Source organism: Stenotrophomonas sp. STEN021, from assembly GCF_056760175.1.
The window spans coordinates 1-24,749 of sequence record NZ_JBRREH010000030.1 but is presented as its reverse complement, the minus strand read 5'-3'; the positions used below and the strand labels follow the sequence as shown (position 1 = coordinate 24,749).

At 63.6% G+C, this 24,749-nt stretch carries 26 protein-coding genes; 11 read left to right on the top strand and 15 right to left on the bottom strand.

The genetic code is table 11. The features are described 5' to 3' along the window. Positions 1 to 26: 26 nt before the first annotated feature. Positions 27 to 2,285 (bottom strand): beta-glucosidase family protein, encoded by a 2,259-nt coding sequence (locus tag ACVOL0_RS08585; RefSeq protein WP_481548731.1) that lies wholly within the window; start codon positions 2,283 to 2,285, stop codon positions 27 to 29. A 262-nt stretch (positions 2,286 to 2,547) separates the two neighbouring features. Further along, a complete protein-coding gene (locus ACVOL0_RS08580) occupies positions 2,548 to 3,858 on the bottom strand; it encodes a carbohydrate porin (protein ID WP_481548730.1) in 1,311 nt (436 codons plus the stop codon). Between ACVOL0_RS08580 and ACVOL0_RS08575 the strand changes: the two genes are divergently transcribed. Both ACVOL0_RS08575 and ACVOL0_RS08570 read left to right on the top strand, forming a co-directional pair. Further along, the gene (locus ACVOL0_RS08575; protein ID WP_481548729.1) at positions 3,848 to 4,201 is read left to right on the top strand and encodes a hypothetical protein; all 354 of its coding nucleotides are present in this window, start codon (positions 3,848 to 3,850) and stop codon (positions 4,199 to 4,201) included. The two genes, ACVOL0_RS08580 and ACVOL0_RS08575, sit on opposite strands and share 11 nt — an antisense overlap. An 89-nt stretch (positions 4,202 to 4,290) precedes the next feature. Further along, positions 4,291 to 5,007: a TetR family transcriptional regulator gene (locus ACVOL0_RS08570; protein ID WP_481548728.1), complete on the top strand. Its 717-nt coding sequence runs from the start codon at positions 4,291 to 4,293 to the stop codon at positions 5,005 to 5,007. Between the two features lie 24 nt (positions 5,008 to 5,031). Here the strand turns inward: ACVOL0_RS08570 and ACVOL0_RS08565 are convergent, their stop codons facing one another. Beyond that, positions 5,032 to 5,487, bottom strand: coding sequence for a nucleoside deaminase (locus tag ACVOL0_RS08565; RefSeq protein ID WP_481548727.1), 456 nt, complete (start codon positions 5,485 to 5,487; stop codon positions 5,032 to 5,034). A 67-nt stretch (positions 5,488 to 5,554) separates the two neighbouring features. Continuing rightward, complete coding sequence (gene dksA, locus ACVOL0_RS08560; protein ID WP_481548726.1) at positions 5,555 to 6,697, bottom strand: RNA polymerase-binding protein DksA; 1,143 nt, start codon at positions 6,695 to 6,697, stop codon at positions 5,555 to 5,557. Between the two features lie 259 nt (positions 6,698 to 6,956). Here dksA and yidD point away from each other — a divergent pair, with 259 nt between their 5' ends. The 4 genes from yidD to ACVOL0_RS08540 all read left to right on the top strand — a co-directional run bounded on the left by yidD (position 6,957) and on the right by ACVOL0_RS08540 (position 9,940). Further along, positions 6,957 to 7,229 carry a membrane protein insertion efficiency factor YidD gene (gene yidD, locus ACVOL0_RS08555; protein WP_481548725.1) on the top strand — a complete coding sequence of 91 codons (273 nt, stop codon included), beginning with the start codon at positions 6,957 to 6,959 and terminating at the stop codon, positions 7,227 to 7,229. A gap of 1 nt (position 7,230) precedes the next feature. Beyond that, positions 7,231 to 8,577, top strand: coding sequence for a dihydroorotase (locus ACVOL0_RS08550; protein ID WP_481527904.1), 1,347 nt, complete (start codon positions 7,231 to 7,233; stop codon positions 8,575 to 8,577). Further along, positions 8,577 to 9,428, top strand: coding sequence for a M23 family metallopeptidase (locus tag ACVOL0_RS08545; RefSeq protein WP_481548724.1), 852 nt, complete (start codon positions 8,577 to 8,579; stop codon positions 9,426 to 9,428). Before ACVOL0_RS08550 ends, ACVOL0_RS08545 begins: the two co-directional genes overlap by 1 nt. A 71-nt stretch (positions 9,429 to 9,499) precedes the next feature. Then, positions 9,500 to 9,940, top strand: coding sequence for a hypothetical protein (locus ACVOL0_RS08540; protein ID WP_481548723.1), 441 nt, complete (start codon positions 9,500 to 9,502; stop codon positions 9,938 to 9,940). A 189-nt stretch (positions 9,941 to 10,129) separates the two neighbouring features. Here ACVOL0_RS08540 and ACVOL0_RS08535 read toward each other — a convergent pair whose 3' ends face one another. The 6 genes from ACVOL0_RS08535 to efp are packed head-to-tail and all read right to left on the bottom strand — an operon-like array spanning position 10,130 to position 14,900. Next, positions 10,130 to 10,810: a phytoene/squalene synthase family protein gene (locus tag ACVOL0_RS08535; RefSeq protein ID WP_481548722.1), complete on the bottom strand. Its 681-nt coding sequence runs from the start codon at positions 10,808 to 10,810 to the stop codon at positions 10,130 to 10,132. Positions 10,811 to 10,829: 19 nt separating this feature from the next. Continuing rightward, a complete protein-coding gene (locus ACVOL0_RS08530) occupies positions 10,830 to 11,519 on the bottom strand; it encodes a phosphoglycolate phosphatase (protein WP_481548721.1) in 690 nt (229 codons plus the stop codon). Further along, on the bottom strand, positions 11,516 to 12,238 hold the full coding sequence (gene ubiG / locus ACVOL0_RS08525; protein WP_481548720.1) for a bifunctional 2-polyprenyl-6-hydroxyphenol methylase/3-demethylubiquinol 3-O-methyltransferase UbiG: 723 nt from the start codon (positions 12,236 to 12,238) through the stop codon (positions 11,516 to 11,518). The genes ACVOL0_RS08530 and ubiG overlap by 4 nt, the downstream gene beginning before the upstream one ends. Positions 12,239 to 12,281: 43 nt before the next feature. Next, positions 12,282 to 13,625, bottom strand: a complete 1,344-nt coding sequence (locus ACVOL0_RS08520; RefSeq protein WP_481548719.1) for a TRZ/ATZ family hydrolase — start codon at positions 13,623 to 13,625, stop codon at positions 12,282 to 12,284. A gap of 42 nt (positions 13,626 to 13,667) precedes the next feature. Continuing rightward, on the bottom strand, positions 13,668 to 14,330 hold the full coding sequence (locus ACVOL0_RS08515; protein ID WP_481548718.1) for a TMEM175 family protein: 663 nt from the start codon (positions 14,328 to 14,330) through the stop codon (positions 13,668 to 13,670). A 3-nt stretch (positions 14,331 to 14,333) separates the two neighbouring features. After that, a complete protein-coding gene (gene efp / locus ACVOL0_RS08510; RefSeq protein ID WP_313169621.1) occupies positions 14,334 to 14,900 on the bottom strand; it encodes an elongation factor P in 567 nt (188 codons plus the stop codon). A 100-nt stretch (positions 14,901 to 15,000) separates the two neighbouring features. Here efp and epmB point away from each other — a divergent pair, with 100 nt between their 5' ends. Further along, the gene (epmB, locus tag ACVOL0_RS08505) at positions 15,001 to 16,029 is read left to right on the top strand and encodes an EF-P beta-lysylation protein EpmB (RefSeq protein ID WP_481548717.1); all 1,029 of its coding nucleotides are present in this window, start codon (positions 15,001 to 15,003) and stop codon (positions 16,027 to 16,029) included. 57 nt (positions 16,030 to 16,086) lie between these two features. Here epmB and ACVOL0_RS08500 read toward each other — a convergent pair whose 3' ends face one another. The 3 genes from ACVOL0_RS08500 to ACVOL0_RS08490 form a co-directional block, all read right to left on the bottom strand. Next, a complete protein-coding gene (locus tag ACVOL0_RS08500; RefSeq protein ID WP_481548716.1) occupies positions 16,087 to 18,234 on the bottom strand; it encodes a putative bifunctional diguanylate cyclase/phosphodiesterase in 2,148 nt (715 codons plus the stop codon). Beyond that, complete coding sequence (locus ACVOL0_RS08495) at positions 18,231 to 19,148, bottom strand: phosphate/phosphite/phosphonate ABC transporter substrate-binding protein (RefSeq protein ID WP_481548715.1); 918 nt, start codon at positions 19,146 to 19,148, stop codon at positions 18,231 to 18,233. Before ACVOL0_RS08495 ends, ACVOL0_RS08500 begins: the two co-directional genes overlap by 4 nt. A gap of 62 nt (positions 19,149 to 19,210) precedes the next feature. Continuing rightward, complete coding sequence (locus ACVOL0_RS08490; RefSeq protein WP_481548714.1) at positions 19,211 to 19,978, bottom strand: RNA methyltransferase; 768 nt, start codon at positions 19,976 to 19,978, stop codon at positions 19,211 to 19,213. 119 nt (positions 19,979 to 20,097) lie between these two features. Here ACVOL0_RS08490 and ACVOL0_RS08485 point away from each other — a divergent pair, with 119 nt between their 5' ends. Then, the gene (locus tag ACVOL0_RS08485) at positions 20,098 to 20,925 is read left to right on the top strand and encodes an inositol monophosphatase family protein (RefSeq protein ID WP_481548713.1); all 828 of its coding nucleotides are present in this window, start codon (positions 20,098 to 20,100) and stop codon (positions 20,923 to 20,925) included. 103 nt (positions 20,926 to 21,028) lie between these two features. Here ACVOL0_RS08485 and ACVOL0_RS08480 read toward each other — a convergent pair whose 3' ends face one another. Together ACVOL0_RS08480 and htpX are read right to left on the bottom strand one after the other, a co-directional pair. Beyond that, on the bottom strand, positions 21,029 to 21,184 hold the full coding sequence (locus tag ACVOL0_RS08480; protein ID WP_481548712.1) for a hypothetical protein: 156 nt from the start codon (positions 21,182 to 21,184) through the stop codon (positions 21,029 to 21,031). Between the two features lie 50 nt (positions 21,185 to 21,234). Continuing rightward, a complete protein-coding gene (gene htpX, locus ACVOL0_RS08475) occupies positions 21,235 to 22,101 on the bottom strand; it encodes a protease HtpX (RefSeq protein ID WP_481515558.1) in 867 nt (288 codons plus the stop codon). 92 nt (positions 22,102 to 22,193) lie between these two features. Here htpX and gluQRS point away from each other — a divergent pair, with 92 nt between their 5' ends. From gluQRS to phaR, 3 genes are all read left to right on the top strand, one after another. Next, positions 22,194 to 23,081: a tRNA glutamyl-Q(34) synthetase GluQRS gene (gene gluQRS, locus ACVOL0_RS08470; RefSeq protein WP_481548750.1), complete on the top strand. Its 888-nt coding sequence runs from the start codon at positions 22,194 to 22,196 to the stop codon at positions 23,079 to 23,081. A 56-nt stretch (positions 23,082 to 23,137) separates the two neighbouring features. Further along, positions 23,138 to 23,878 (top strand): acetoacetyl-CoA reductase, encoded by a 741-nt coding sequence (phbB, locus tag ACVOL0_RS08465; RefSeq protein WP_481548711.1) that lies wholly within the window; start codon positions 23,138 to 23,140, stop codon positions 23,876 to 23,878. 160 nt (positions 23,879 to 24,038) lie between these two features. Next, positions 24,039 to 24,563, top strand: a complete 525-nt coding sequence (gene phaR, locus ACVOL0_RS08460; RefSeq protein WP_481548710.1) for a polyhydroxyalkanoate synthesis repressor PhaR — start codon at positions 24,039 to 24,041, stop codon at positions 24,561 to 24,563. Positions 24,564 to 24,749 lie beyond the last annotated feature (186 nt).

Here is a 24,749-nt window from a genome sequence, read left to right as displayed (position 1 = left end):
GCGACTTCATCACATCCGCAAACACGTCACGGCGCGTATTCGCTCGCCTGCTCCTTCTCGAACGCCTGCTGCAGGCGGATATCCCGCGAGGACGCCCCCACGCGCAGGCTGTAGCTGCCCCTCTCTGCAACCCAGCGCCCACGGCTGCTATCGAACGAGGCCAGATCCTTGCCATCGATCTCGAACCGCAGCACCTGCGACTGACCCGGTTGCAATAGACCCGTCTTGCCGAATGCGCGAAGCTCCTGGCTGGGCTTCTCGAGGCCGGTCTGCGGCGAACCGACATAAACCTGCGCCACTTCACTGCCTGCCACCTTGCCGGTGTTGGTCACTCTCACGCTGGCCCGCACCGGGCCGGTATCACTGGCTTCCACTTTCAGGTCGCTGTAGTCAAACGTCGTGTACGACAGCCCGAAGCCAAACGGATAGGCCACCTCCACCTGGCGCGTATCGAAGTGGCGATAGCCCACCCAGATGCCGTCGTTGTATTCCACTTCGGCCGCACGTGCGATCTGGCCGAAGATTGAACCCGCGTTCGGATCCGGGCCCAGCAATTCCTTGCCCGGAAACCCTTTGCCGGCCGGATAGTCACCCAGCTTCATCGCAAATGTGTCGACAAGCTTACCCGACGGGTTCACCGCACCGGACAGCACATCGGCAATGGCATTGCCTGCCTCCTGGCCGGGCTGCCACGCCAACAGGATGGCATCTGCGAAGTGGCTCCAGCTGGCTGTTTCGATCACACCACCGATGTTCAGCACTACCACCAGCTTCTTGCCTTGCGCATGGAACGCCCTGGAAGTGCGCTCCAGCAGTGCGTACTCGACAGCGGTCAGATTGAAATCACCCTCCGCCTTGCGATCAGTGAACTCGCCCGAGCCACGGCCGATGGTCACCACTGCCACATCCTGCTGCCGCGCCAGTGCCTGCAGCTCATCGTCACTCACCTGCCTTTCTGCGATACGCGGCTTGCTCAGGTACCACTCGGTCTTTGGAAGCTTCGACACCGCTTCATCGATGTAACGCGTGTAGTCCTGCTCCAGCCCACCAGCATTGCTGAAGCCTGCGTTCTCCAATCCACGTGCAAGCGTGATGGCATAGGCTTCGTTGACGTCACCGCTGCCGGTCCCGCCGATGTTCACTTCATAGCTACCCTGGCCCAGCAAGGCCAGCCGGGCTTTGGCGGAAAGCGGCAGCGCCGCCGCATTGTTCTTCAGCAACACCATGCCTTGCGTGGCCGCATTCCGGGAAATCCCTGCGTTACCCCGCAAATCCGGCTGTTCCGAGTGCAGCAGTTGTTTGAAGGCACGACTGCGCAACACCAGCTCCAGCACGCGCTGCACATTGCGATCCAGCACCGCCTCGTCCAGCGCGCCGCTACTCACCGCAGCAAGGATCGCGGCACGCTGTTTCCCGGTACCTGGCATCAGCATCTCGTTGCCCGCCTTCATCTGCGCGACCGCATCGGCCCCGCCGAACCAATCTGTCATCACCGCCCCCTGGTAACCCCATTGGGCCCTCAGCACATCCGTCAGCAGCCAGTTACTCTCCGAGGTATAGCTGCCGTTGAGCTTGTTGTAGCTGGACATCACCGTCCACGGCTGGCCTTTGCGCATTGAGATCTCGAAACCCTTCAGGTAGATCTCCCGCAACGCCCGCTCGTCTACTTTTACATTGATGGTGTTGCGGTTCCATTCGTGGTTGTTGACTGCGAAGTGCTTGACGGATGCGCCGACACCGCGACCCTGCAACCCAGTTACCAATGCTGCAGCCATTTCGCCACTGACCACTGGATCTTCGGAGTAGTACTCGAAATTGCGCCCCCCCAAGGGATAGCGATGGATGTTCTGTGCCGGTGTCAGCATCACGTCGATGCCATAGGCAGCAGCTTCATCGCCGATGGCTGCACCCACTTTTTGTACCAGAGCAAGGTCCCAGGAGCTGGCCAGGGCGCTGCCAATCGGGAATGCCGTCGCATAGAAGGTTTTGCCGGGCGCGTCAGCGCGGGTCGGCGCGATACGCACACCAGCCGGGCCATCGGCCAATACCAATGATGGGATGCCCAGCCGTGGAACCGCCACGGTTGCCCCGGCCGCACCGGCCACCTTGTCTTCAATGGCGCCCACCACTGGCGCCTGCATATCGTCCGGCAGGCCGGGCAGGTTCATGCCCTGGCCGGTGACCAGCTCGACTTTTTCCTGCATGGTCAGTGCCGCCACCACCTCTGCCAGTGGCGCCTTGCCCAACTGCGGGAGCTCTTCAGCCCGGGCTGGATGCGTCGTCATCACAATTGCCAGCGCACTGATCAATACGGGCGTTGGCCCAACCACTTTCTGCATCTTTACCATCTTGCTTGCTCCGCTCTGCGCCCGCACAACCGCGCTGGACGCTGCATGTTTGAAAGGAAGCGCTCGCGTCCAGCCAGCGCGTGATCGTCATCTCGGTAAAGCCATGGGCCGCACTTCACCGTGCGCACATCCGCATCCTTGGCGACGCTTGTGCTGCTGCGACACGAAAACCTGTCCAAGGCGTGTCACCGGAGCCTGCTCAGAACGAAAACGTGAGCTGGCTCTGCAGGTTCATCGCATCCGGGTGCAGCATTGCCACCACCGGGTTACGCGTGTAACTCAAGGTATTGACCCAGTAGATGCCCCGGAAAGCGCGCAAGGCATACGACGCCGACGCAGTGGAACTGAAACGCACCGGCTCCATGCCCAATGCAGCAAAGGAGCGGTGCGCATCGTCACTTACCTCGGTGCGGGTATAGCCCAGCGACACCATGTCTCCCGGCCGCTTGGCGAAAGGCGCCAGGCTGTAGAGCGTCAGCGCGTAATCGGAGCTGAAAATATTGTGCTCGGCCGGGGCGTGGTTGGCTTTCAGGTTGAAATACCAACCGCGATAGGGAACAGATACATCTGGCTGGGTAAACTGATGGTCCGCCACCAGATAAAAGGCGCGATTGCTTCCCTTGCGCTGCGGATCGCGGTAATCCAGATAGAGCGTGCGGTTGTAGACCGTTCCTTGGCGTATCCAGGTCATGCGGCTATCGGCGCTGGATGCAACTCGATAGCCGATTTCATTGACGTAGATCGGCTTGGTGCCGGCCACGCTCCACTTCAGCCCGGTGGGATTTGCTTCGCTGTCAGCCAGAAAACCATCAGGGCTCTGCGAACGCGCTACACCAAAGTGGTCGTAGAAACGGCCACTCTTGGAGTACAGGCGAATATCCGCGCCAGGCACCGGCTTGAAGGCCGCCATGCCGGCAAGATTGGGAATGATGCTGGTGGGTCCCAACGCCGAAGATGCGGTGCTTGCCCCAAGAAACAGGCCAACAAACTGCCCCAACATCCCGTAGTAGCCGTATTGGACGCGGACGCGGCCGCCGGCAAACTCCTGTTCAACCGACAGCTGGCTGACCGCAGCATCGTCATTCAGTCCTGCGTCGCGGTATACGGTACGCCAACTATTGACTTCAAAAGTAAGCTGGGCCTTCTTGCCCCACCACCCCAATCGCGAAAGGTCGTAGGTGGTGATGGTCGCCAGCGTGCCGCTGAAGCTGGGCCGCTGCCCGTTGTAAGTCTGCGGGCGTGCCTCCTGGCCGCGCAGATCATAGGTCTCGCTGGCGCTGTAGTAGCCCATGAACATCCAGCCGCTGTCATACAGCTTTGGCCGCAGGCCCATCAATTCCGGCGACAGGGTTTCACAGGTGGTGATGATCGGCGATTCCGACCCGCGGCTGACGAAGGCATCGTAGTCGTGACAGCTCGTGGTCGCCGGGGCTGCTGACGCGTCGATCTGCGCTTGGCTTTCCGACGGTTTGCCGGGCACCGCTGCGGCAGCAGATTCGGTGCTGGGCAACGCACAAGCCATCGACGTGGCCATACACAGGCAGGCGGCCAACATCATCCTGAAGAAAATGATCGCCCTCCCGGTACAACAGTACGTGTTCATTGCATCTCTCTCCCGGATTGATGAAGCGCAGCCCGCACCACAACCTCGACCGCTCGCGCAAACACAGCAGCTCGGCCTGCACCGGGAGGACGTGTTGTGGTCCAAGCGGAACGTTCCGACGTCGGCCTCTCGGCGCGCGCTTCATCAAGGCGGGGTTGGCGATGCCGCCGCCACAGCAACCGCTGCAGCGGCGTACTCCAGCTGCGTGCAATCCCCCTCCGGGATGTTGTTGCGGCGATACCAGCATTGACTGCTACGCCGACGCCGCGGCAGTAAACCTACCTACAGGTAGGTTTGTCAAAAACTGTGACATGGGTACAGTTCCGATACGAATGGCGCATGCGCAAGACGCGGATACACTGCGCACTCACACCATGGCCGGACGACGCTTTGCCCACCTCGACGCTTATCTCGCCCATGCCCCGCCCTCACCGCCGCTCAGCCAAGGGTGAGAAGCGACGCCAGCAGATTCTTGAGGCAGCAATGCGGATATTCGCGCGCGATGGCTACAGCAATGCCTCCATCGCCGAGGTCGCGGCCGATGTCGGCCTCACCCTGCCCGGCCTGCTGCATCACTTCCCCAGCAAGACCCACATGTTGCTGGCGGTACTGGAAATCCGTGATCAACGCAGCCCACGTTTACCGGACTACCCACAGGACTGCACGCTTGAGGAGGCCGCAGCAGGACCGCCGCTTCCGTGGCCGCAGCTGCTTGATCAGCTGCGTCTGGTCAATCGAGCCAATGCCGACATTCCCGGCGTGATCAAGGCGTTCTCGCTGCTCAACGCCGAGAGCCTCAGCCAGGGCCATCCCGCCCAGAACTGGTTTCATCACCGCTCGGAATGGATGCTGCAATACATAGCCAACAGCCTGCGCCATGGCCAGGCAAGCGGCGAACTGAATGCCGCCATCGACCCGGACCAGGTCGCCGCGGAACTGATTGCAATGATGGATGGCCTGCAGCTGCTATGGCTGCGCCACCCAGGCAAGGTGGCGCTGGGCAGCTACTTCGAAGCCTATCTGCAGCGCCTGCAACAGGCCCTACAGATCGGCTGAGTTGCCAAGCTGCGCACGCTGGCCTCAACGCGCAGCAGCCCACTCGGCATACAGGCCCTGCTCGCCTTCCGGTCGCAATGGCTGCAGACCGGAAGCAGCTGACTGCGGTCCCATTGCCATACGTGCGTAGATCGCCGCCGTTGACAACCCAACCGGCTCACCTTCGTCATTGGAATAGGCAAACCATGCCTGCTCGATGCCACACAGATACATCGCAGCCAGGCACATCGGACAGGGATGGCCGCTGGCATAGACCACACAGCCCTGCAGGCGCGGCGTGGCGAGCAGCGCGCTGGCCTGGCGGATGACACGCATCTCCGCGTGATCGGTAGGGTCGTGGCTTGCATGGATGCTGTTGGCCGCCTCTGCCAGCACCTGGCCATCCTTGACCAGCACGGCACCGAACGGACGCCCACCATCGGCAATATTGGCCCGTGCCAGCGCAACAGCACGACGCATGAAGTTTTCTTGTGTGGACATATCAGAGCTCCAGAAAAGGAAAACCCCGCCGCGGCGGGGTCTTCGTGTAGCAGTGGCTACGCCAGGATCAGTCGCCCTGCTGCTTCTGCAGGTGCTCCCAACGCTCCTGCGCATCGATCGTGCGCTCGGCGGTGAGGCGGGCTTCCAGGCGATCCAGACCAATGTCTTCGCCGGTATCGACGCAGAAACCATAGTCACCCGCTTCCAGACGCTTCAGCGTGCTGTCGATCTTGCCGATCAGCTTGCGGTAGCGGTCGCGGGTACGCAGTTCCAGCGAATTTTCCGTTTCACGGGTAGCACGCTCGGCTTCATCGCCGATGTCACGTACTTCCTCGCGCAGGTTCTCGATGGTCTGCTTCGACTCCTCGACCAGGTCCGCACGCCAGTTGAGCAGGCGCTGACGGAAATACTCCTGCTGCAGCGTGCTCATGTACTCCTCATCTGCGCTGGGCTTGTAGCCAGCCGGCAGGATCGGACGACCAGTGGCCTCGTCGATGTTGTATTCGACAACCTTGTACTTGCTGCGCGGTGCCGGAGCGGTCGAACGCGCGGTGACAGCGACTGCAACCTTGCCGACCGGACGGACGGCAACAGGAGCGGTGGATTTGACGGGAGTTTTGACGTTGGATTTCGAAACAGGCACGGGATTCTTGGATTGCGGGGCCTTGGCCGCTGGAGCCGGCTTGGCAGCGACCGGCACAGGTGCCGGAGCTGGGGCCGTCTTGGCGACTTCGACCGGGACAGACTTGGCCGCCGCCGGCTTTGCAGCTGGCTTCGGTACGGACTTGACCACGGGTTTGACAGGAGTCTTGAGCGGTTTGGCAGCCACTGGTTCGGCCACCTTCTTGACTACGGGTTTGGCGACGGGCTTGGTGGCCTTGGCAACCGGCGCAGCTGCTTTCTTGGCAACTGGCGCGGCAACCGGCTTGCTCACCTTCTTGACCGCCGCCTTCTTCGCAGGGGCCGCCTTTTTAGCGACTGCCGTCTTAACCGCAGCCTTCTTGGCGGCGGGCTTGCTGGCAGGAGCTGCTGGCTTGACCGGCGTTTTCTTGGCAACTGCCTTGGTGGCGGGTGCTTTCTTCGCGGCCGGCTTGGCAGCCTTGGCCACCGGCTTGCTTGCAACCGGCTTGGACACCGCCTTCTTGACTACAGGTTTGGCGGTTTTCTTGGCGACCTTGACGGCCTTTTTTGCAGGTTTTTTAGCAGCCACGAAACGCTCTTCCTTGTTTCCCCCGGGGCCCGGGAAAGCGGGCCTTTATAGCCTACCCGACCAGCAGCAGCAACCGCGCCGGGCACCGTATGTGAACGGATGCCCGACCCGTGCAGTACAGGTCCGGTGGCGTCACCGGACCGTTTCGCGCAGTTCGGAACGTAACCAGGCGCGCCATCGCCCCTGGCTGGCAGCGGAAAGCACGTAGTGTTTACCGGCGCCATCCCGCATCCTGCGACAAATCCTGCTCGCTTGCCAAGTGGCTTATCATTCAAGCGTGATCGGCCGACTCCTCATTGCCGTACTGCGCTCCTACAAGCGCTTCATCAGCCCCCTGCTTGGGCCGCGCTGCCGTTTCTATCCCAGTTGCTCGGAATACTCCATGGACGCGATCCGTATACACGGTCCGCTACGGGGGTGTTGGCTTACCCTGCGCCGGCTGGGGCGCTGCCATCCGTTCCACCCGGGCGGACTGGATCCGGTCCCGGAGCGCGCCGATTCCCCCTCTTGCCGCTGCACAGGAAAACACTGACATGTCCTCCACGCTTATCCGCAATGCCCGCATGGTCAACGAAGGCCGTACCTTCGACGGCGACCTGCGCATCGAGAACGACCGTATCGCGCAGATCGGCAGCGGCCTGACCCCGCGCGATGGCGAGCAGGTGGTGGACGCAGGCGGGCGCTGGCTGCTGCCCGGGATGATCGATGACCAGGTGCACTTCCGCGAACCCGGCCTGACCCACAAGGGTGACATCGCCAGCGAATCAGCCGCTGCCGTGGCCGGTGGCCTGACCAGCTTCATGGACATGCCCAACACCAACCCGCCAACCCTGGACTCCACCATCCTGGAAGCCAAGTATGAACTGGCCAAGGGCCGCGCCTGGGCCAACTACGGTTTCTACCACGGCGCCAGCAACGACAACCTGGAAGCAATCCGCGTGCTCGACCCGAAGAAGGCGCCGGGTGTGAAGGTGTTCATGGGCGCGTCCACCGGCAACATGCTGGTCGACAACCCGGAAACCCTGGACGCGATCTTCCGCGAATGCCCGACCCCGATCATCACGCACTGCGAAGACACGCCGATGATCGACGCCAACATGAAGGCGTTCCAGGAGAAATACGGCGACGCATTGACCCCTGACATGCACCCGGATATCCGCTCGCGCGAGGCCTGCATCAAGTCCACCCGGCTGGCGATGTCGCTGGCACGCAAGCACGGCACCCGCCTGCACGTGCTGCATATCTCCACCGCCGATGAGCTGGCGCTGTTCGAGAAGGGTCCACTGATCCGCGCCGACGGCAGCCGCAAGCAGATCACCGCCGAAACCTGCGTGCATTTCCTGCATTTCGCGCGCCCGGACTATGCCACCAAGGGCAACCTGATCAAGTGCAACCCGGCGATCAAGGAAGTGTCCGACCGCGAGGCGATCACCGCCGCGCTGGCCGATGACGTGCTCGACGTACTGGCCACCGACCATGCCCCGCACACCTGGGAAGAGAAGCAAAAGCCCTACGCGCAGGCGCCGTCCGGCCTGCCGCTGGTGCAGTACGCGCTGGTTGCCGCGCTGGAGCGCGTGCACGAAGGCAAACTGACCCGCGAACAGGTGGTGCAGAAGTTCGCCCATGCCCCGGCGCAGTTGTTCGACGTCGAAGAACGTGGCTTCCTGCGCGAGGGTTACTTCGCCGACCTGGTGCTGGTGGAAGACGTGCCGTTCACGGTCAAGCGCGAGGACGTGCTGTCCAAGTGCGGTTGGTCGCCGTTCGAGGGCACCACCTTCCGCTCGCGGATCGCTTCCACCTGGGTCAATGGCCAGCAGGTGTGGGACGGCAGCAAGCTGGTGGGCGCGCCGGCCGGCCAGCGCATGACCTACGACCGTTGATGCGTTCGGCCCTGATGATGGGCGCGCTGCTGCTGGCAGCGCCCCTGTTTCCCGCCCTGCCCACGCAGGCCCAGGATGGCATCGGCAACCTGCTCGATAACCGGGTCGTGTTCCCGGCCAGTGCCTCGCAGGGCGCGATGGTGATCGGCAAGGTGCCGGCCGGCAGCACGGTCCGCTATGCGGGCCGGCAGCTGCGGGTCAGCAGCTATGGTAGCGTGGTGTTCGGCATTGGCCGTGATGAGAAAGGCCCATTGCAGGTGCAGGTGCAGCGCCCGGACGGTGGCAGCGAGACCGTATCCATTGCGGTGACCGCGCGCGACTGGCCGGTGGAACGGGTCAACGGGGTGCCACCAAAAACCGTCAATCCTCCGCCCGCCATCGCCGAGCGCATTGCCCGCGAACAGGCACTGGTGACCGAATCGCGCAAGCGCGACGACGACCGTACCGACTTCACCCAGACCTTCATCTGGCCGGTGCAGGGCCGCATCAGCGGCCGCTTCGGCAATGCCCGCGTCTACAACGGGCAGCCGGGCAGCGGTCATTCCGGTATGGATATCGCGGTACCGACCGGTACACCGGTGAAGGCACCAGCGGCTGGCGTGGTGACATTTGTGGGCCCGGATCTGTACCTGACTGGCGGCACCTTGGTGTTGGACCACGGCTTCGGCATCAGCTCCAACTTCCTGCACCTGTCGCGGATCGACGTGAAGGTCGGTGACAGGATCGAGCAGGGACAGAACATCGCCGCAGTTGGCGCAACCGGCCGCGCAACCGGCCCGCACCTGCACTGGGGCATGAACTGGTTCGACACCCGCATCGACCCGCTGCTGGTGCTGGAGCGCGGCAAATAAGAGCTGCCCGGGCCATGCCCAAATCCCAGGTAAATGACTAGCGACCCGTCCTGCAACCGGAGCCTGAGCGCATGAAGCGACATTGCTACGTTCCGTTCATCACCGTGCTGACCGCCGTTCCCGGCCCGGCAATGGCCTCGGATTACACCGGCGTTGCAACGCTGCTCATAATGCTTCCGCTGTTGGTGATATCCGTTGCAGTCGCGATGCTCCTGCACTTGGTTCGACGCAGGTGGCCACGGTTCCCAGCACGATGGCCGTCACTGCTTCTGTTCGCCCCGATTCTGGCACTGGCACTGTTCGTGTTCTTCTTCGACACCGTGTCGCTGATCCCGAAGATCCGGCCCAGTGACCCGAACAATTTTGGCCTGATGATTCTTGTCAGTTATATAGGCGCCGTCATCGTACTGATCCGCCTTGGCTGGCCGTTGGTCAGAGGTTCCACTTCCCAGGCGCCACAGGGATCCGCAGGCACAGACACGGATGCACCATCCACAAAACAGGCTTCATAGTCACGGCCTGCTCGATATGCACCGGGAAGACTTCCTCGTATCCCAACAGCGCTTGTGGGAGCGGCGTAAGTCGCGAAGCTTGTAGATCAACATGTCAAAAGCGCCCTCATCCGCCCGTTGGGCACCTTCTCCCGTAAACGGGAGAAGGGATGGTTCGCCAGTGCCAGCGATCAGAGGGCACCGCTTGGCTCAGCCCCGCGCCGCCCACCAGCTACGCCACAGCAAACTGGCCGGGCTCGGCTGGTATTCGCCACCATGGATGCGCGCCTGCTGGCGGCCGCGTGCCAGCACCGCATAGATACGCCGCGGGCGCGGGCCGGCAACGCGCGATGGCCAGGACGCCTGCAAGGCCTTGTCCCATTCCATTTCGTTGGAGAAGGCCTGCGGCACCGCCGCTGCCTGCTCCTGTACGCGCAGCGCCAGCGTCTGCGTGGCAAACGCCTCGGCCGCGCCAGGCGAGGCCTTGCTGTTGAACATGGCCGCTTCCACCGCCGCCACGGCTGCGGCGTAGCGCGCCAACATGCTGTGCGCCTGCGCGGCGTCGGCCGGGCGTTCGCGTGCCAGGATCAGGTCCGGCAATGCGTCAGCCAACTGCGACCACGGCGCCCGCACCGGCTCCAGCAGGCGACCCAACGGATGCCGGGAGCGCTGGCTGTCCCAACTGCGCAGCTCCTCGCCCCACCAGGCCAGCTTGGCATCCTGCGGCGTGGTGTCGCCGCTGGCATTGAGCATGTCATCGAATTCCTGCAGCAGCGCGAACCAGGCCACGCTGCGCTCACGATCGGCCTCGTCGACAAAGCGCTCCACGAAGGCCCATTCCGGCCAACGCTCACGCCACTTGTCCAGGAAGCTGTCCAGCGCACTGCTCACATCAAACCTCGTTGTTCAATCAGGCCGAAGCCGGTTGGGTAGCTGGCCATGCGGCGGGCTGCCAAAGTTGTTGCGGTTGCTCACAAATGCTGTCGGCCTGCCAGGCCTGCGGATCATCGCCATGCAGCCGGTAGCCCCACAACACCGCCACCGACGGCATGCCGGCAGCGCGCGCGGCAATGATGTCGCGCTCGTCATCGCCCACATACACGCAGGCACTGGCGGCAGTCTTGATCTGCTGTGCGGCCACCTGCAGCGGCAGCGGATGGGGCTTGCGCTCGGCCAGGGTGTCGCCACCGATCAGCACCGCGCAGCGCTGTTCCCAGCCCAGCTGCGGCAGGATCAGCCGTGCCAGATACTCCGGCTTGTTGGTGACGATGCCCCAGGTGGTGCCGTTCTGCTCCAGCGCCTGCAGCATGGTTTCGATGCCATCGAACAGCGTCGCGTACTGGCCGATCAGCGACTCGTAGATATCCAGAAACTCCGGAATCAACCCATGCCGCTCGGCCTCGCCCATATGCGGGAAGGCTATCGATAGCATCGCCCGCGAGCCTTTGGACACCGCAGGCCGCAGTTGTTCCAGCGTCACTTCATCCATGCCGCGTGCCTGCAGCATGCGGTTGGCAGTGACGACGAAGTCCGGTGCGCTGTCCAGCAAGGTGCCGTCCAGGTCGAACAGCGCCGCTGCCGGGAACGAGTTCCGGCTCATGCCTGTTCCGGCTTGACCGCGTAGGCCAGGTAGTTGATGTCGGTGCGGCTGCTCAGGCGGGCGCGATTGCGCCACGGCTCGTACGCCATGCCACTGACGTCCTGCAGCGAGAAGTCAGCCGCGCGCAGCCATGCGCCCAGCTCGGCCGGCTTGATGAATTCCTGATAGTGATGCGTGCCCTTGGGCAGCAGCCGGGCGATGTACTCGGCGCCGACAATGGCCACCGCGAACGCGGCCGGGGTGCGGTTGATGGTGGACAGGAACAGCTTGCCACCCGGGCGCAGCAGGCGATGGCAGGCGGCAATGATCGCGCCCGGGTCCGGCACGTGCTCCAGCATTTCCATGCAGGTCACCACATCAAAACTGCCCGGCTGCTCGGCGGCCAGATCCTCGGCTGCCTGCACCCGGTAATCGACCGTGACGCCGGACTCCAGACCGTGCAGGCGGGCAACCTTGACCAGCTCAGGAGCCAGATCGATGGCGGTAACCTGCGCGCCTTCCTTGGCCAGCGCTTCACTGAGCAGGCCGCCACCGCAGCCGATGTCGAGCACCTTGGCACCGCGCAGGCTGGCGCGGTCGGCCACGTACTTCAGGCGCACCGGATTGAGGGCGTGCAACGGCTTCTGCGGGCCGTCGGCGTCCCACCAGCGGGTGGCCAACGCGGCGAACTTGTCCAGTTCGGCCTGATCGAAATTGGTGGAAGTGGAAGCTGCGCTCATATCGGTTTCCTCGTGCGGCCGCGTGGGGCGGCCGGTTGCGCGGTCAGGCGCGGATGGTACGGATGCGGTCGCGCCACTGGCGCGCATTGGCGGTGATCGCGGCAATGTCCATGTCGACCAGCTGGCGCTGCACCAGCTTGGGCTTGCCGGCGATCCACACGTCACTGACCTGGTGACGGCCAGCGGCATACACCAGCTGTGACAGCACATGATGCAGCGGCTGGGTTTCCAGCGCGGACAGGTCCACGCAGGCCAGATCAGCCTGTTTGCCGACTTCGATCGAGCCGATGCGGTCGCCGAAGCCCAGCGCGCGGGCGCCGCCCAGCGTGGAGGCGCGCAGCGTGGTGGCTGCGTCCAGTGCGGTGGCGTCATTGGCCACGGCCTTGGCGAGGATGGCCGCTGTGCGGTTCTCGCTGAACATGTCCAGGTCGTTGTTGCTGGCGCAGCCGTCGGTGCCGATCGCCAGATTCACGCCGGCCTTGACCAGTGCGCAGGCCGGGCAGAAGCCCGAGGCCAGTTTCAGGTTCGACTCCGGGCAATGCACCACGCTGACGCCGCGCTCGCCGCACAGGTGGATTTCCGCCTCGGTGAGCTGGGTCATGTGCACCGCGATCAGGCGCTCGTTGACCAGGCCCAGACGATCCAGGCGTGCCAGCGGGCGCTGCCCGTGCAGGGCGATGGAATCGGTGATTTCCTGTGCGGTTTCATGCGTGTGCAGGTGTACGCGGCTGTCGAGCTGGTCGGACAGCATCCGCACCCGCTCGAAATTGGCGTCGCTCACCGTATACGGCGCATGCGGCGCGAAGGCGGTGCCGATCAGCGCATCATCGCGCCAGGTATCGTGCAGCTCGGTGGCGCGGGCGAAGTATTCGTCATCGGTCTTGGCCCAGGCGCTGGGAAAGTCGATGATCACCGAGCCCACCAGCGCGCGGAAACCATGCTTCTTGTAGACGGCAGCCTGCACATCGGCGAAGAAATAGTTTTCATTGGCGCAGGTGGTACCGCCGCGCAGCATCTCGGCGATGGCCAGGGTGGTGCCGTCAGCAACGAACTCCGGCCCGATCACCGCCGCTTCCACCGGCCAGATGTGCTCGCGCAGCCAGGTCATCAGCGGCAGGTCATCGGCGATGCCGCGTAGCAGCGTCATCGGGTTGTGGGTGTGGGCATTGACCAGGCCAGGGATCAGCGCCGCTTCCGGACGTGATACAACCTGCTTGGCGGCAAAGCGCGCGCGCGCCTCGGCACGTGGCAACAGCGCCACGATCACACCCTCAGTGATCGCCACCGCGTGGTCTTCAAGCACCACCGCATGCGGTTCCACCGGCACCACGTAGCCGGCTTCGATCAAAACATCACACGCTTCAGGTGCGGTCTGGCTTGTCGTCATTGCATTACTTCCTGCCACTACGGGGCCTTGCGCGCACCTGCCTCAGTCACCCTTGGCAAAGATCCAACGCTTGGCGATGAACGAGAACGGGAGGATCAACCCGAACACATACGCCCCCACCCCCGCCGGCAGAAAAAAGCCCAGCGGGATGGTGCAGGCAAAAACAATCAACGGAATCAGGCCACGCACCAACAACCAGCGCGTCTGCGCGCGGCCAAGCTTGGCCGCCAGGCCTTCCTGCACAACTACCCGTCGCCGCACCAGCCATGAAAACAACGACATGCCGGTCAGCACCACCGCGTAAAACACGAAGCGTTCAGGCCGCTGCTCGGACACCGATACCGAATACTCGCGTGTCGCAAATGGCATCAGCGCGACGAAGAACAATTGCAGCAGGGCCAACCAGACCAAGCGTCCATTGACCCGGGTCACGTACTTCCAGGTCAACATATGACCCGACCAGAACAGCCCGGTGACAAAGAAGCTGACGAAATACGACACAAACAGTGTGACGAACTCGCCATAGGCGACGTCGGCACCGAGCCGCTCGATCAGCTCTCGCCCGGGCAGCCGCAGCTCGATGGCCAGCAAGGTGATGACGATGGCAAACACCGCATCACAGAAGAAAACCACCCGGTCATGCGGAAACCGGTCCTCACGGACCGGCTCCTCGACTGCCTGCTTGACGCTGGCCGGTTCTGGCATGGCTTACTTGACGCGCGCCGAGTATTCGCCCGAACGGGTGTCAACGCGGATGATTTCATCCTGGTTGACGAACAGCGGGACGCGGACCACGGCGCCCGACTCCAGGGTGGCCGGCTTGCCGCCGCCGCCGGAGGTGTCACCGCGCACGCCCGGATCGGTCTCGACGATCTTCAGTTCGACGAAGTTCGGCGGGGTCACGTCGATCGGGGTGCCGTTCCAGAGGGTAACCACGCAGGACTCTTCGCCCTTGAGCCACTTCTCGGCACCGTTCATGCCGGCCTTGTCAGCCTGCACCTGCTCGAAGGTTTCCGGGTCCATGAAGTGCCAGTACTCGCCATCGCTGTACATGAAGTTCATGTCGGTATCGACCACGTCCGCTGCATCCAGCGAATCGGTCGACTTCATGGTCACTTCCTGGGTGCGGCCGTCCTTGATCAGGCGGTACTTCACGCGGGTGAACGCCTGGCCCTTGCCCGGCTTGACGTACTCGGTGTCGATGATGACAGCCGGTTGGTTGTTGACCAGGATTTTCATCCCGTTCTTTACGTCGTTCATGCCGTAACTGGCCATGCTGAAACTCCTGAATTGGCAAAACCGCCGCGTGGTGCGGGCGGCCGGATTAGAATGGAACGCCCGCCGTCTGGTGGGCCATCTGTTTTTCTGACCGCCAATGATAACCGCAGCCCCCGCCCTCACTCCAGAAAAAGCCATCCTGCCCCTGCCTGACGACCGTTGGCAGGCGCACTGGCGCCAAGCCATCCGCGACCCGGCCGAGCTGCTGGCAGTACTGGGTCTGGATGCCCACGCGGTGGGCGTCTCCACCGCAGCGCTGGCGCAGTTCGCGCTGCGGGTACCGCGCGGTTTCGTTGCACGCATGCGCCATGGCGACCCGGCCGACCCGCTGCTGCGGCAGGTATTGCCGATCACCGACGAGATGCGGATCGTGCCCGGGTTCAGTTTCGACGCCGTCGGCGACGGCGCGGCCAAGAAGGCCACCGGCGTGATCCAGAAGTACCGCGGCCGCGCCCTGCTGGTAGCCACCGGCAGCTGCGCGATCAACTGCCGCTACTGCTTCCGCCGCCACTTCGACTATGCCGGCGAGAACGCAGCCAAGGGTGGCTGGCAGGAGGCGGTGGCGGCGATCGCGGCTGACCCGGACATCGACGAGGTCATCCTGTCCGGAGGCGACCCGCTGTCGCTGAACACCTCCAAACTCGCCGAGCTCACCGATGCCCTGGCCACCATCGGCCATATCAAGCGTCTGCGCATCCACAGCCGCCTGCCGGTGGTCCTGCCCGAGCGCGTGGACGACGGCCTGGTGCAGTGGTTGGCCAGCCTGCCCTGGCCGGTGGCCTTCGTGCTGCATGCCAACCATGCCAATGAATTCGACGCCCAGGTGGATGCCGCCCTGGCCCGCATTCGCGCCACCGGCGCACAACTGCTCAACCAGGCGGTATTGCTACGCGGCGTCAACGACGAGCTCGATGCGCTGGCGGCCTTGAGTGAACGCAGTTTTGCCGCCGGGGTGATGCCTTATTACCTATATCAGCTGGACAAGGTGCAGGGTGCGGCCCATTTCGAGGTCAGCGACGAGCAGGCACTGGCCCTGCATGCCGGGCTGATGGCCCGGCTGTCTGGCTACCTGGTACCCAAGCTCGTGCGCGAGATTGCCGGCGACACCAGCAAGCGACCGCTCTAGAACAGAGGGCCCGGGTGCCGGCGGCTTGATCTGCCCGGCGACGCCTGGGCGACCAGGTCAACGCAACGCCGCCATCGCCCCCTGCTCCAGCAGGCCCACCAATCCGGGCGCATCCAGGGGGCGGCCCAGCCAATACCCCTGGACCAGGTCACATCCGCGCTGGCTGAGCAACTCGAACTGCGCCTCCTGCTCCACCCCTTCGGCTACAACCGTTATTCCCAAAGCGTGCGCCATCGCGATGATCGCGGTGGTCAGCGCCAGATCGTCGGCATCACGCTCCATGTCGGCTACGAAGCTGCGATCGATCTTGACCCCGTCCACTGGCACCTGGCGCAGATGGCTGAGCCCGGAGAAGCCAGTGCCGAAGTCGTCCAGCCAGACCTTTACCCCGGCCCGATGCAACTTCTCCAGCAGTGACACCGCCAGCATTTCATCACCGATCACCGCGGTCTCCGTCAGCTCCAGGTGCAGCCGCGAAGCGGCAAGACCGGACCCAAGCAGGCTGGTCTCAACCTCCTGCAGCAGATTGCCATTGCGCAGCTGCTTGGGTGAGACGTTGACCGAAATGAACAGCTCCTCACCAATTGAATTGCGCGGCCATTGCCTGGCCTGTTCGCAGGCAGTCCGCAGAACCTTGGGCCCAAGCACCTGGATCAGGCCACTCTGCTCGGCCACGTCGATGAACAACGAAGGCGGAATCGCCCCCAGCACCGGGTGGTCCCAGCGCAGCAACACCTCCGCGCCGCACAGCATGCGGTCACGGGTACGGAAAATCGGCTGGTACACCAGACGCAGCTCATTGCGCTCCCAGGCGCCGCGCAACTCCTGCTCCAGATGCAGACGCCGCTCCACCGCATGGTCCATGGCCCGGCTGTAGTAGCGGAAACAGTTCTTCCCGGCCAGCTTGGCCTGGTACATCGCGATGTCGCCATTCTTCAGCAAGGCCGTGGCATCCATTGCGTCTTCCGGGAACAAGGTGATGCCAATCGAGCTGCCCAGGAAGATCTCGCGCTGCTGTACCCGCAGCGGCTTGGCAAGGTCGATCACCAGTCTATCCGCCAGCTGCTTGGCAACTTCAGCGGCGCTGCGCGAACCCTGGCCAATCAGGATGACGAACTCATCGCCACCAAAACGGGCCAGCAGGGCATCATCCCCACCGATCTGCTCGACCGCCGTTGCGATGTGCTGCGCGAACTGCAGCAAAGCATCGTCACCGGCCTCATGCCCCAACGTATCGTTGACCCGCTTGAACTCGTCGATATCGATGAACAACAGCGCCAGTCCACGCCCGGCCGCCTGTGCCTCCAACAAGCGGTGATCCAATGCCTCGCGGAAGGCCAGCCGATTGGTCAGGCCGGTCAGCGCATCGGTATAGGCCATCTGCCGTACGTCACGGTCATGCCGGGCAATGCTCTGGCTCATGCGGTCAAAGGTGCGCAGCAGCTCACCGATTTCATCGCCGCGCCGGGTCGACTGCGCCTCGATGAGATAATCCCCGCGCTCGATGCGTCGCGCCGCCGCACCCAGCCAGCGGATGGGCCGCACCAGCGTGTATTGCACGTAGAACGCCATCACGCTGGCAAAGCCTATCAACAACACCATCAAGCCCATTGCCCAGAGCAGCTCACGTCGCTGGGCTTCCTGCATGCGCTGCTCCAGCGCCCGCATGGATTCAGCCTCCTGTGCCCGCACCGGGGCCAGGTTCATGCCCACACGCAGACCACCCAAGCGCTGCTTGCCGATAGACAACGGCACATCCACTTCCAGGATCGACGGCGACTCCTGCACCAGCGGCTTGCCGGTGGCCACCGCCGCCGCCGCCAACGGGTCCTGCATGGGCTGCCCATAGCCAGCAACATCAAAGGAGCCATCATGGATCAGGCGGCCTTCCGGGTCGTACACCAATACATAGCTGACCGATTTCTGCCGGGCGGTGTTGCGCACCAGGCTGCCGATGGCGGATAGATCCGAGTAGTACAAGGGATTGACCAGCGTATCGGCCAGGGCATCCGCCAACGCCGCCCCACGTTCACGCACGCCCTGATCAAACACCTGGCTCAGCACTTCACCGCTGTTACGCAGCGCCTCACGTTGTGCTGCCGCCTGCCGCACCATCATCAGGCCTACGATCACCAGCACCACCAGCAACGCCATTCCGCTGGCCAGTACGAAGCGCGCCTGCAATCCAAACCGAGGCCTGCTCATTCCACCTCCATCCGGATGCGCACCAGGCCACGCCGCAACCGCTCAAGCGCGCGCAGGTTGGCCGCGTCCACCGGGTGAAAACCGGTGGTGCCGAAGAATTTGGCCAGCGCCGGACCGGCCACAGGGTCGCTGCTGGCCTGCAGCAACACCTGCCGCAGGCGATCACGCACAACTGGGTCCAGATCAGCGCGCACCATTTCCACCGCGCGCGGGATCGGCTCGCTGCGATACAGCACCCGCATGTCCTGACGGAACGCGGGCGGCATGGCCTGGTTGTCGCTCCAGTCAATGCTGCTGATCACCCCGGCATCCACCACCCGCTTGTGCACATAGGTAGAGATATTCAATTCCGAACGCGCGAACACATAACCCACCGAGTCCTGGGCGGGCGTGTCGCGTGGATCCAGCAGGATCTCCGGCTGCAGGTCGTGGTCGAGCAGCTCCATTGCTGGCACCAGGTAGGCGCTGGTGGACAACGCACTCTGCAGCGCCAAGGTGCGCCCGCGCAGGCCCTCCAATGTGATCACCGGGCTGTCGCGACGCACAAAAAACACACTGTGATAGCTGCCGACGCCGTTGCGCTCGGTCAGCAGCAGCGGCTTGGCAGCCGCGCGCTGGCCCAGCGCCATCGCCGTCCCGGCTGTTTCGGTAACCCAGTCGACCCGGCCGCGCCGCAGATAGCTGCCCATCTGCTGCGCATCCTTGGCCATCAGGATTCGCCCTTCGACGATCCCGACGTCGCGCATTCGCGGCACCACGTAGTCCAGCAGCGGTTTGAGCTGGTCGTAATGCGCCTTCGGATCATCACTGATCCGCCCCAATACCAGAACTGAACGATCAACCGCCCAGACTGACACAGGCTGCAACGCAGCCAGTGCCAGTACGGCTCCCCCAAGCCAGCGCAAGACACCCAAAACACACCCCCCCTAATCCATCCCCACAGATTACCGGCTTTTACATTAATGTGACGAACAACTCACTTTCCGTGTTCGCCCGCCAATCGCGCCATGCGCTGGGCGTCCGACAGAATGCCGCGCATCAAGCGCACTTCCTGTTCGGACAGCTCGGCCTTCATGAACAGGCGACGCAGCTTGCGCATGGCCGATTCCGGGGCGCGCCCCTTGTGAAAATCAATCTGCTCCAAGGTGTCGCCCAACTGGCCAAACATCCCCTCCAACTGGGCATGGCTGGCCGGTGCCTCGTCCTGACCAGCCTCCACCGGTACCGGCGCCGCCTTGCCGGGCTGCGACTCCAACGCCGCCATGCGCACTTCGTAAGCAAGGACCTGTACCGCGGCTGCCAGATTCAGCGAGCTGAATTCGGGGTCGGAGGGGATGTGCACCGCCGCGTGGCAGAGCTGCAGTTCCTCGTTGGTCAAACCGGTGCGCTCGCGACCGAACACAAAGGCCACCTCGGCAGGCTCGCCGGCTTTGGCCACAGCGCGCTGACCCGCAACTTCCGGCAGCAGCTCTTCCAACTGCACCCGCCGCGCGCGCGCGGTGCAGCCCATTACCAGGCGGCAATCAGCCACCGCCTCGGCCAGCGTTGCATATACCGGCGCATCGCCAAGCACGTCCTCGGCGCCGGCCGAGCGCCGGAAAGCGTCCTCGTCCAAGGGCTTTTCCGGGGCCACCAGCACCAGCCGCGCCAGCCCCATGGTCTTCATCGCACGGGCCGCCGCGCCGATGTTGCCGGGGTGCTGTGTGCCAACAAGAACGAATCGAATATGAGCGGAAACAGACATGGCGTTAAAAAATCAGGAGCGAGACAGCTGTAGATGGTAAACTGCGCGGCCGGCCTTTGCGCCGGACCTGCTCTTTTCCCCCGCCAATCCGATCTCTGCCCTCACGGGAGCCTTTAGCCATGCAGAAACCCGCCGTAACCGTCATGGTCAAGGCCGCTCGCCTCGCCGGCAACGTCCTGCTCCGCAACATCAACAAGCTTGAAGCCCTCAATGTGGTACAGAAGGGTCGGATGGATTACGCCAGCGAAGTCGATGCCGACGCTGAGAAAGTAATCGTCAAGGAACTCAAGCGCGCCTATCCGGAATACGGCATCTATGCCGAAGAAGGCGGCCTGCAGGGCGTCAACCGCATGATGTGGGTGATCGACCCGCTGGATGGCACCAGCAACTACCTGCGCGGCTTCCCGCACTACTGCGTCTCCATCGCCCTGGTTGAAAACGGCGAGCCGACCGACGCGGTGATCTTCGACCCGCTGCGCAACGAACTGTTCACCGCCTCCAAGGGCAATGGTGCCGTGCTCAACGACCGCCGCCTGCGCGTGTCTGACCGCAAGGACCTGGAAGGCACGATGATCCACACCGGCTTCGCCCCGCGCGAACGCAGCCGCGCCAGCAGCCAGCTCAAGACCGTCGACACCCTGCTGGTGCAGGCGGAAGACGTGCGCCGCACCGGCTCCGCCGCGCTGGACCTGGCTTATGTGGCCTGCGGCCGCGCCGACGCCTACTTCGAAGCAGGCGTGAAGGCATGGGACATCGCTGCCGGCGTGCTGCTGGTCCGCGAAGCAGGCGGCAAGGTCTGCAACTACCGCGGTGCCCCGCTGGACCGCATGGATTCGCGCGGCCCGGAGACCCAGCAGGTCGTGGCCGGCAACATCAAGGTGTGCGAAGCCCTGCAGAAGGTCATCGTCAACACCGGCTACGCCGCCGAGTTCGATCCCAAGTTCTGATCCAGCTGGCATAAGCTGCAAGCCACCTCGAAACCGATGCCAAACCCTTGGCATCGGTTTTTTTGCGGGCACAGCTTTTGCGGGTGCTTTTGCAGGAGCGGCGTCAGCCGCGAAGCAAGAGAATCATCAATGACGCAGATTGCCTGCGCTCCAGCAACACCAGCTTCGCGGCTGACGCTGCTCCCGCAGACAACACGCCTGGAACCAGCAGCAACACAAAAACAGACAACGCCCCTTGCGGGGCGCTGTCTTCAATCAATTGCCGGTTGCACCAGCGTCCGCATCGTACGGATCACACCGGAGCTGCCCTCAGGCGACGGTCGAGGAACGCAGCGCGGCAATCCGCTCTTCCAGCGGCGGGTGGCTCAGGAACAGCTTCTTTGCAGCCGAGCCGGCAATACCAAAAGCGGCGATCTGGGTCGGCAAAGTGCTCTGGCCGTGGTTGAGCTTCAAGCGCTCCAGTGCGGCGATCATCTTCTGTCGACCGGCCAGCGAGGCACCGCCCTGATCGGCGCGGAACTCACGATGGCGCGAGAACCACATCGCGATCATCGTCGCAAACAGGCCGAATACCATCTCCAGCACAAACACGATGATGTAGTACGCAAAGCCACGGCCGCCACCTTCGCGGTTGCCCGACAGCGCACTGTCGATGATGCCGCCGACCACACGCGCCAGCACGATCACGAAGGTATTCAACACACCCTGCAGCAGCGCCATGGTGATCATGTCGCCATTGGCAACGTGGGCGATTTCATGGCCCAGCACGGCTTCGGCTTCATCCTCGCTCATGTTGTGCAGCAGACCGGTGGATACCGCCACCAGCGCGTTGTTGCGGTTGGCGCCGGTCGCAAAGGCATTGATCTCAGGGGCGTCGTACACCGCCACTTCCGGCATGCCGATGCCGGCGGCCTTGGCCTGGCGGGCCACGGTGTCCAGCAACCAGCGCTCGGTCTGGTTGCGCGGCTCGGTGATGACCACCGCGCCGGTGCCGCGCTTGGCCATGAACTTGGACAGCAACAGCGAGATGATCGAGCCACCGAAGCCAAAGATGGCCGCCATGACCAGCAAGCCGCTCATCTGCGAGGAGTTCACGCCCAGGATGGACATGACGACGCTGGCCAGGATCAGCACAGCAACGTTGGTCAGAAGAAACAGCCCGATACGGGTAAACATGGGAAACATATCCATAAGGATTGGAGATAGAGCCAATTTGCGGCGCAGACAGCTTGAATTCAAGCATTAATCTGACCGACGATTCAGTTTCGATGCCAGCCATTCCTTACCGCGGTCGCTTTGCGCCCTCCCCGACCGGCTCCCTGCACCTGGGCTCAATGCTGGCTGCCTTCGGCAGCTGGTTGCTGGCCCGCCATGCCGGCGGCCAATGGCTGGTGCGCGTGGAAGACGTTGACCCCCCTCGCGAAGTCCCCGGCGCAGTCGATTCACAGCTGGCCACGCTGGCCACGTTCGGCCTGCACTCTGACCTGCCGGTGCAATACCAGAGCCGGCGCAACGCCCTCTACAAGGCGGCCATCAACCAGTTGCTGGACCAGGGCAAGGCGTTTGCATGCCACTGCAGTCGCGCCGACCTGGCCAGCCAAGGCGGCATCCACCGCCACTGCGTCGCCAGCCAACAGCGTCCGCAACCGGCCATCCGTCTACGCGTGGCCGACGGCAGCGATATCAGCTTCGACGACGCCCTGCAGGGCCGGCAGCAGCAGGATGTGGACCGGGAGGTCGGCGACGTGGTGCTGCTGCGCGCCGATGGCTATTGGGCTTATCAACTGGCCGTGGTGGTTGACGATGCCGAGCAGGGCATCACCCACGTGGTACGTGGCGCTGACCTGATCGACTCCACTGCCCGGCAGATCCTGCTGCAGCGGGCGCTGTGCCTGCCCACCCCGCACTACCTGCATCTGCCATTGTTGCTGGACAGCGCTGGGCAGAAGCTGTCCAAGTCGCAGGCTGCCATCCCAGTGGACAGCGCTCAGCCGGTACCGGTACTGCGTTGGCTATGGGCGGCACTGGGCCAGCAACCCGGCGCATTGGATGCTGCAGCAAGCGTAGCCGAGGTACTGCAGCATGCCGCAGCCGCCTTTGACCCAGCCCGGCTGCAAAAAACCTCACTTCGCGCCCCGATGCAGCCCCCGGGCTGAGCGCAGTTTCATTAGAATCGGGGACTGCCCTGCACATCTGCCCTGGAGTTGAGCCCATGACATCGCGCGTCGCACTGGTCACCGGTGGTACCGGCGGCATTGGTACCGCCATCTGCCAACGCCTGGTCGATCAAGGGCACCGCGTCGCCACCAACTACCGCAACGCCGAAAAGGCGCAGCAGTGGCAGCAGACGATGCGCAGCAAGGGCTATGACATCGCATTGTTCGAGGGCGATGTATCCAACCCGGACAGCGGCCGTGCCCTGATCCAGGCCACCGAAGCCGAACTTGGGCCGGTGGAAATCCTGGTCAACAACGCCGGCATCACCCGCGACACCACGTTCCACCGGATGAGCCCGGAACAGTGGCATGAGGTGATCAACACCAACCTCAACTCGGTGTTCAACGTGACCCGCCCGGTGATCGAAGGCATGCGCAAGCGTGGCTGGGGCCGGGTCATCCAGATCAGCTCGATCAACGGCCTCAAGGGCCAGTACGGCCAGGCCAACTACGCTGCCGCCAAGGCCGGCATGCATGGCTTCACCATCTCCCTGGCGCGCGAGAACGCCGGCTTCGGCATTACCGTCAACACCATCTCGCCGGGCTATGTGGCCACCGACATGGTGATGGCCGTACCCGAGGAAGTGCGGGCAAAGATCATTGCCGACATCCCCACCGGGCGCCTGGGCAAGCCGGAGGAGATCGCCTACGCGGTCGCCTTCCTGGTTGCCGAGGAAGCCAGCTGGATCACCGGCTCGAATCTGGACATCAACGGTGGCCACCACATGGGCTGGTGACAGCCAGTTGCTGACCGCCCACGCCATGTTGCACAACATGGCGATTCATGTTGCGCAACAAACCTGGAGTTCCCCGACGCTTGCAACCTGTACTTTTGGCGGTTGCAAGCCCTGCTGCACTGCGCCATGCTGCGCACCTACCGTGACGAGTGACTGCTTAATGGCTGCGACCCGCATCATCAAGAAGTATCCGAATCGCCGGCTCTACGACACCGAGATTTCCAGCTACATCACCATCGAAGACGTCCGCCAGTTGATCCTGGACGGTGAGGACTTCGAGGTCCGCGACGCCAAGAGTGGCGACGACCTGACCCGTTCGGTGCTGCTGCAGATCATTGCGGACAAGGAGCAGGACGGCGAGCCGATGCTGTCCACCCAGCTGTTGAGCCAGTTGATCCGGTTCTACGGTGACTCGTTGCAGGGCTTCATGGGCAATTACCTGGAGCGCAGCATGCAGGTGTTCCTGGACCAGCAGCAGCAGTTCCGCCAGCAGATGGGCAACCTGCTCGGGCAGACGCCGTGGGCGATGATGAACCAGCTCACCGAACGCAACCTGGAGCTGTGGCAGGAATTCCAGCGCAACATGGGCGCTGGTTTTGGTGGCACCCGGCCGCCGGCAGGCACCAGCAAGCCGACCGATCCGCCGCCGAGCGGCACCGGAAGCAAGACCCGCAGCGGTCGCTGAGGGTAACGAAAAGGCCGACGCAAGCGTCGGCCTTTTGCTTTATGAAGTCCTGTTTCATTTTGTGGGGGCCGGGGGGGGCGGGGCCGCACACCAGGCGAGACCGGAAGGCTAGTGCGGGGCCGGGGCGCGCGGCGGGCGCCCGCCCCCCCGCGCACCAAACACGCAACCGCCCGGCGGGGCGCCCGC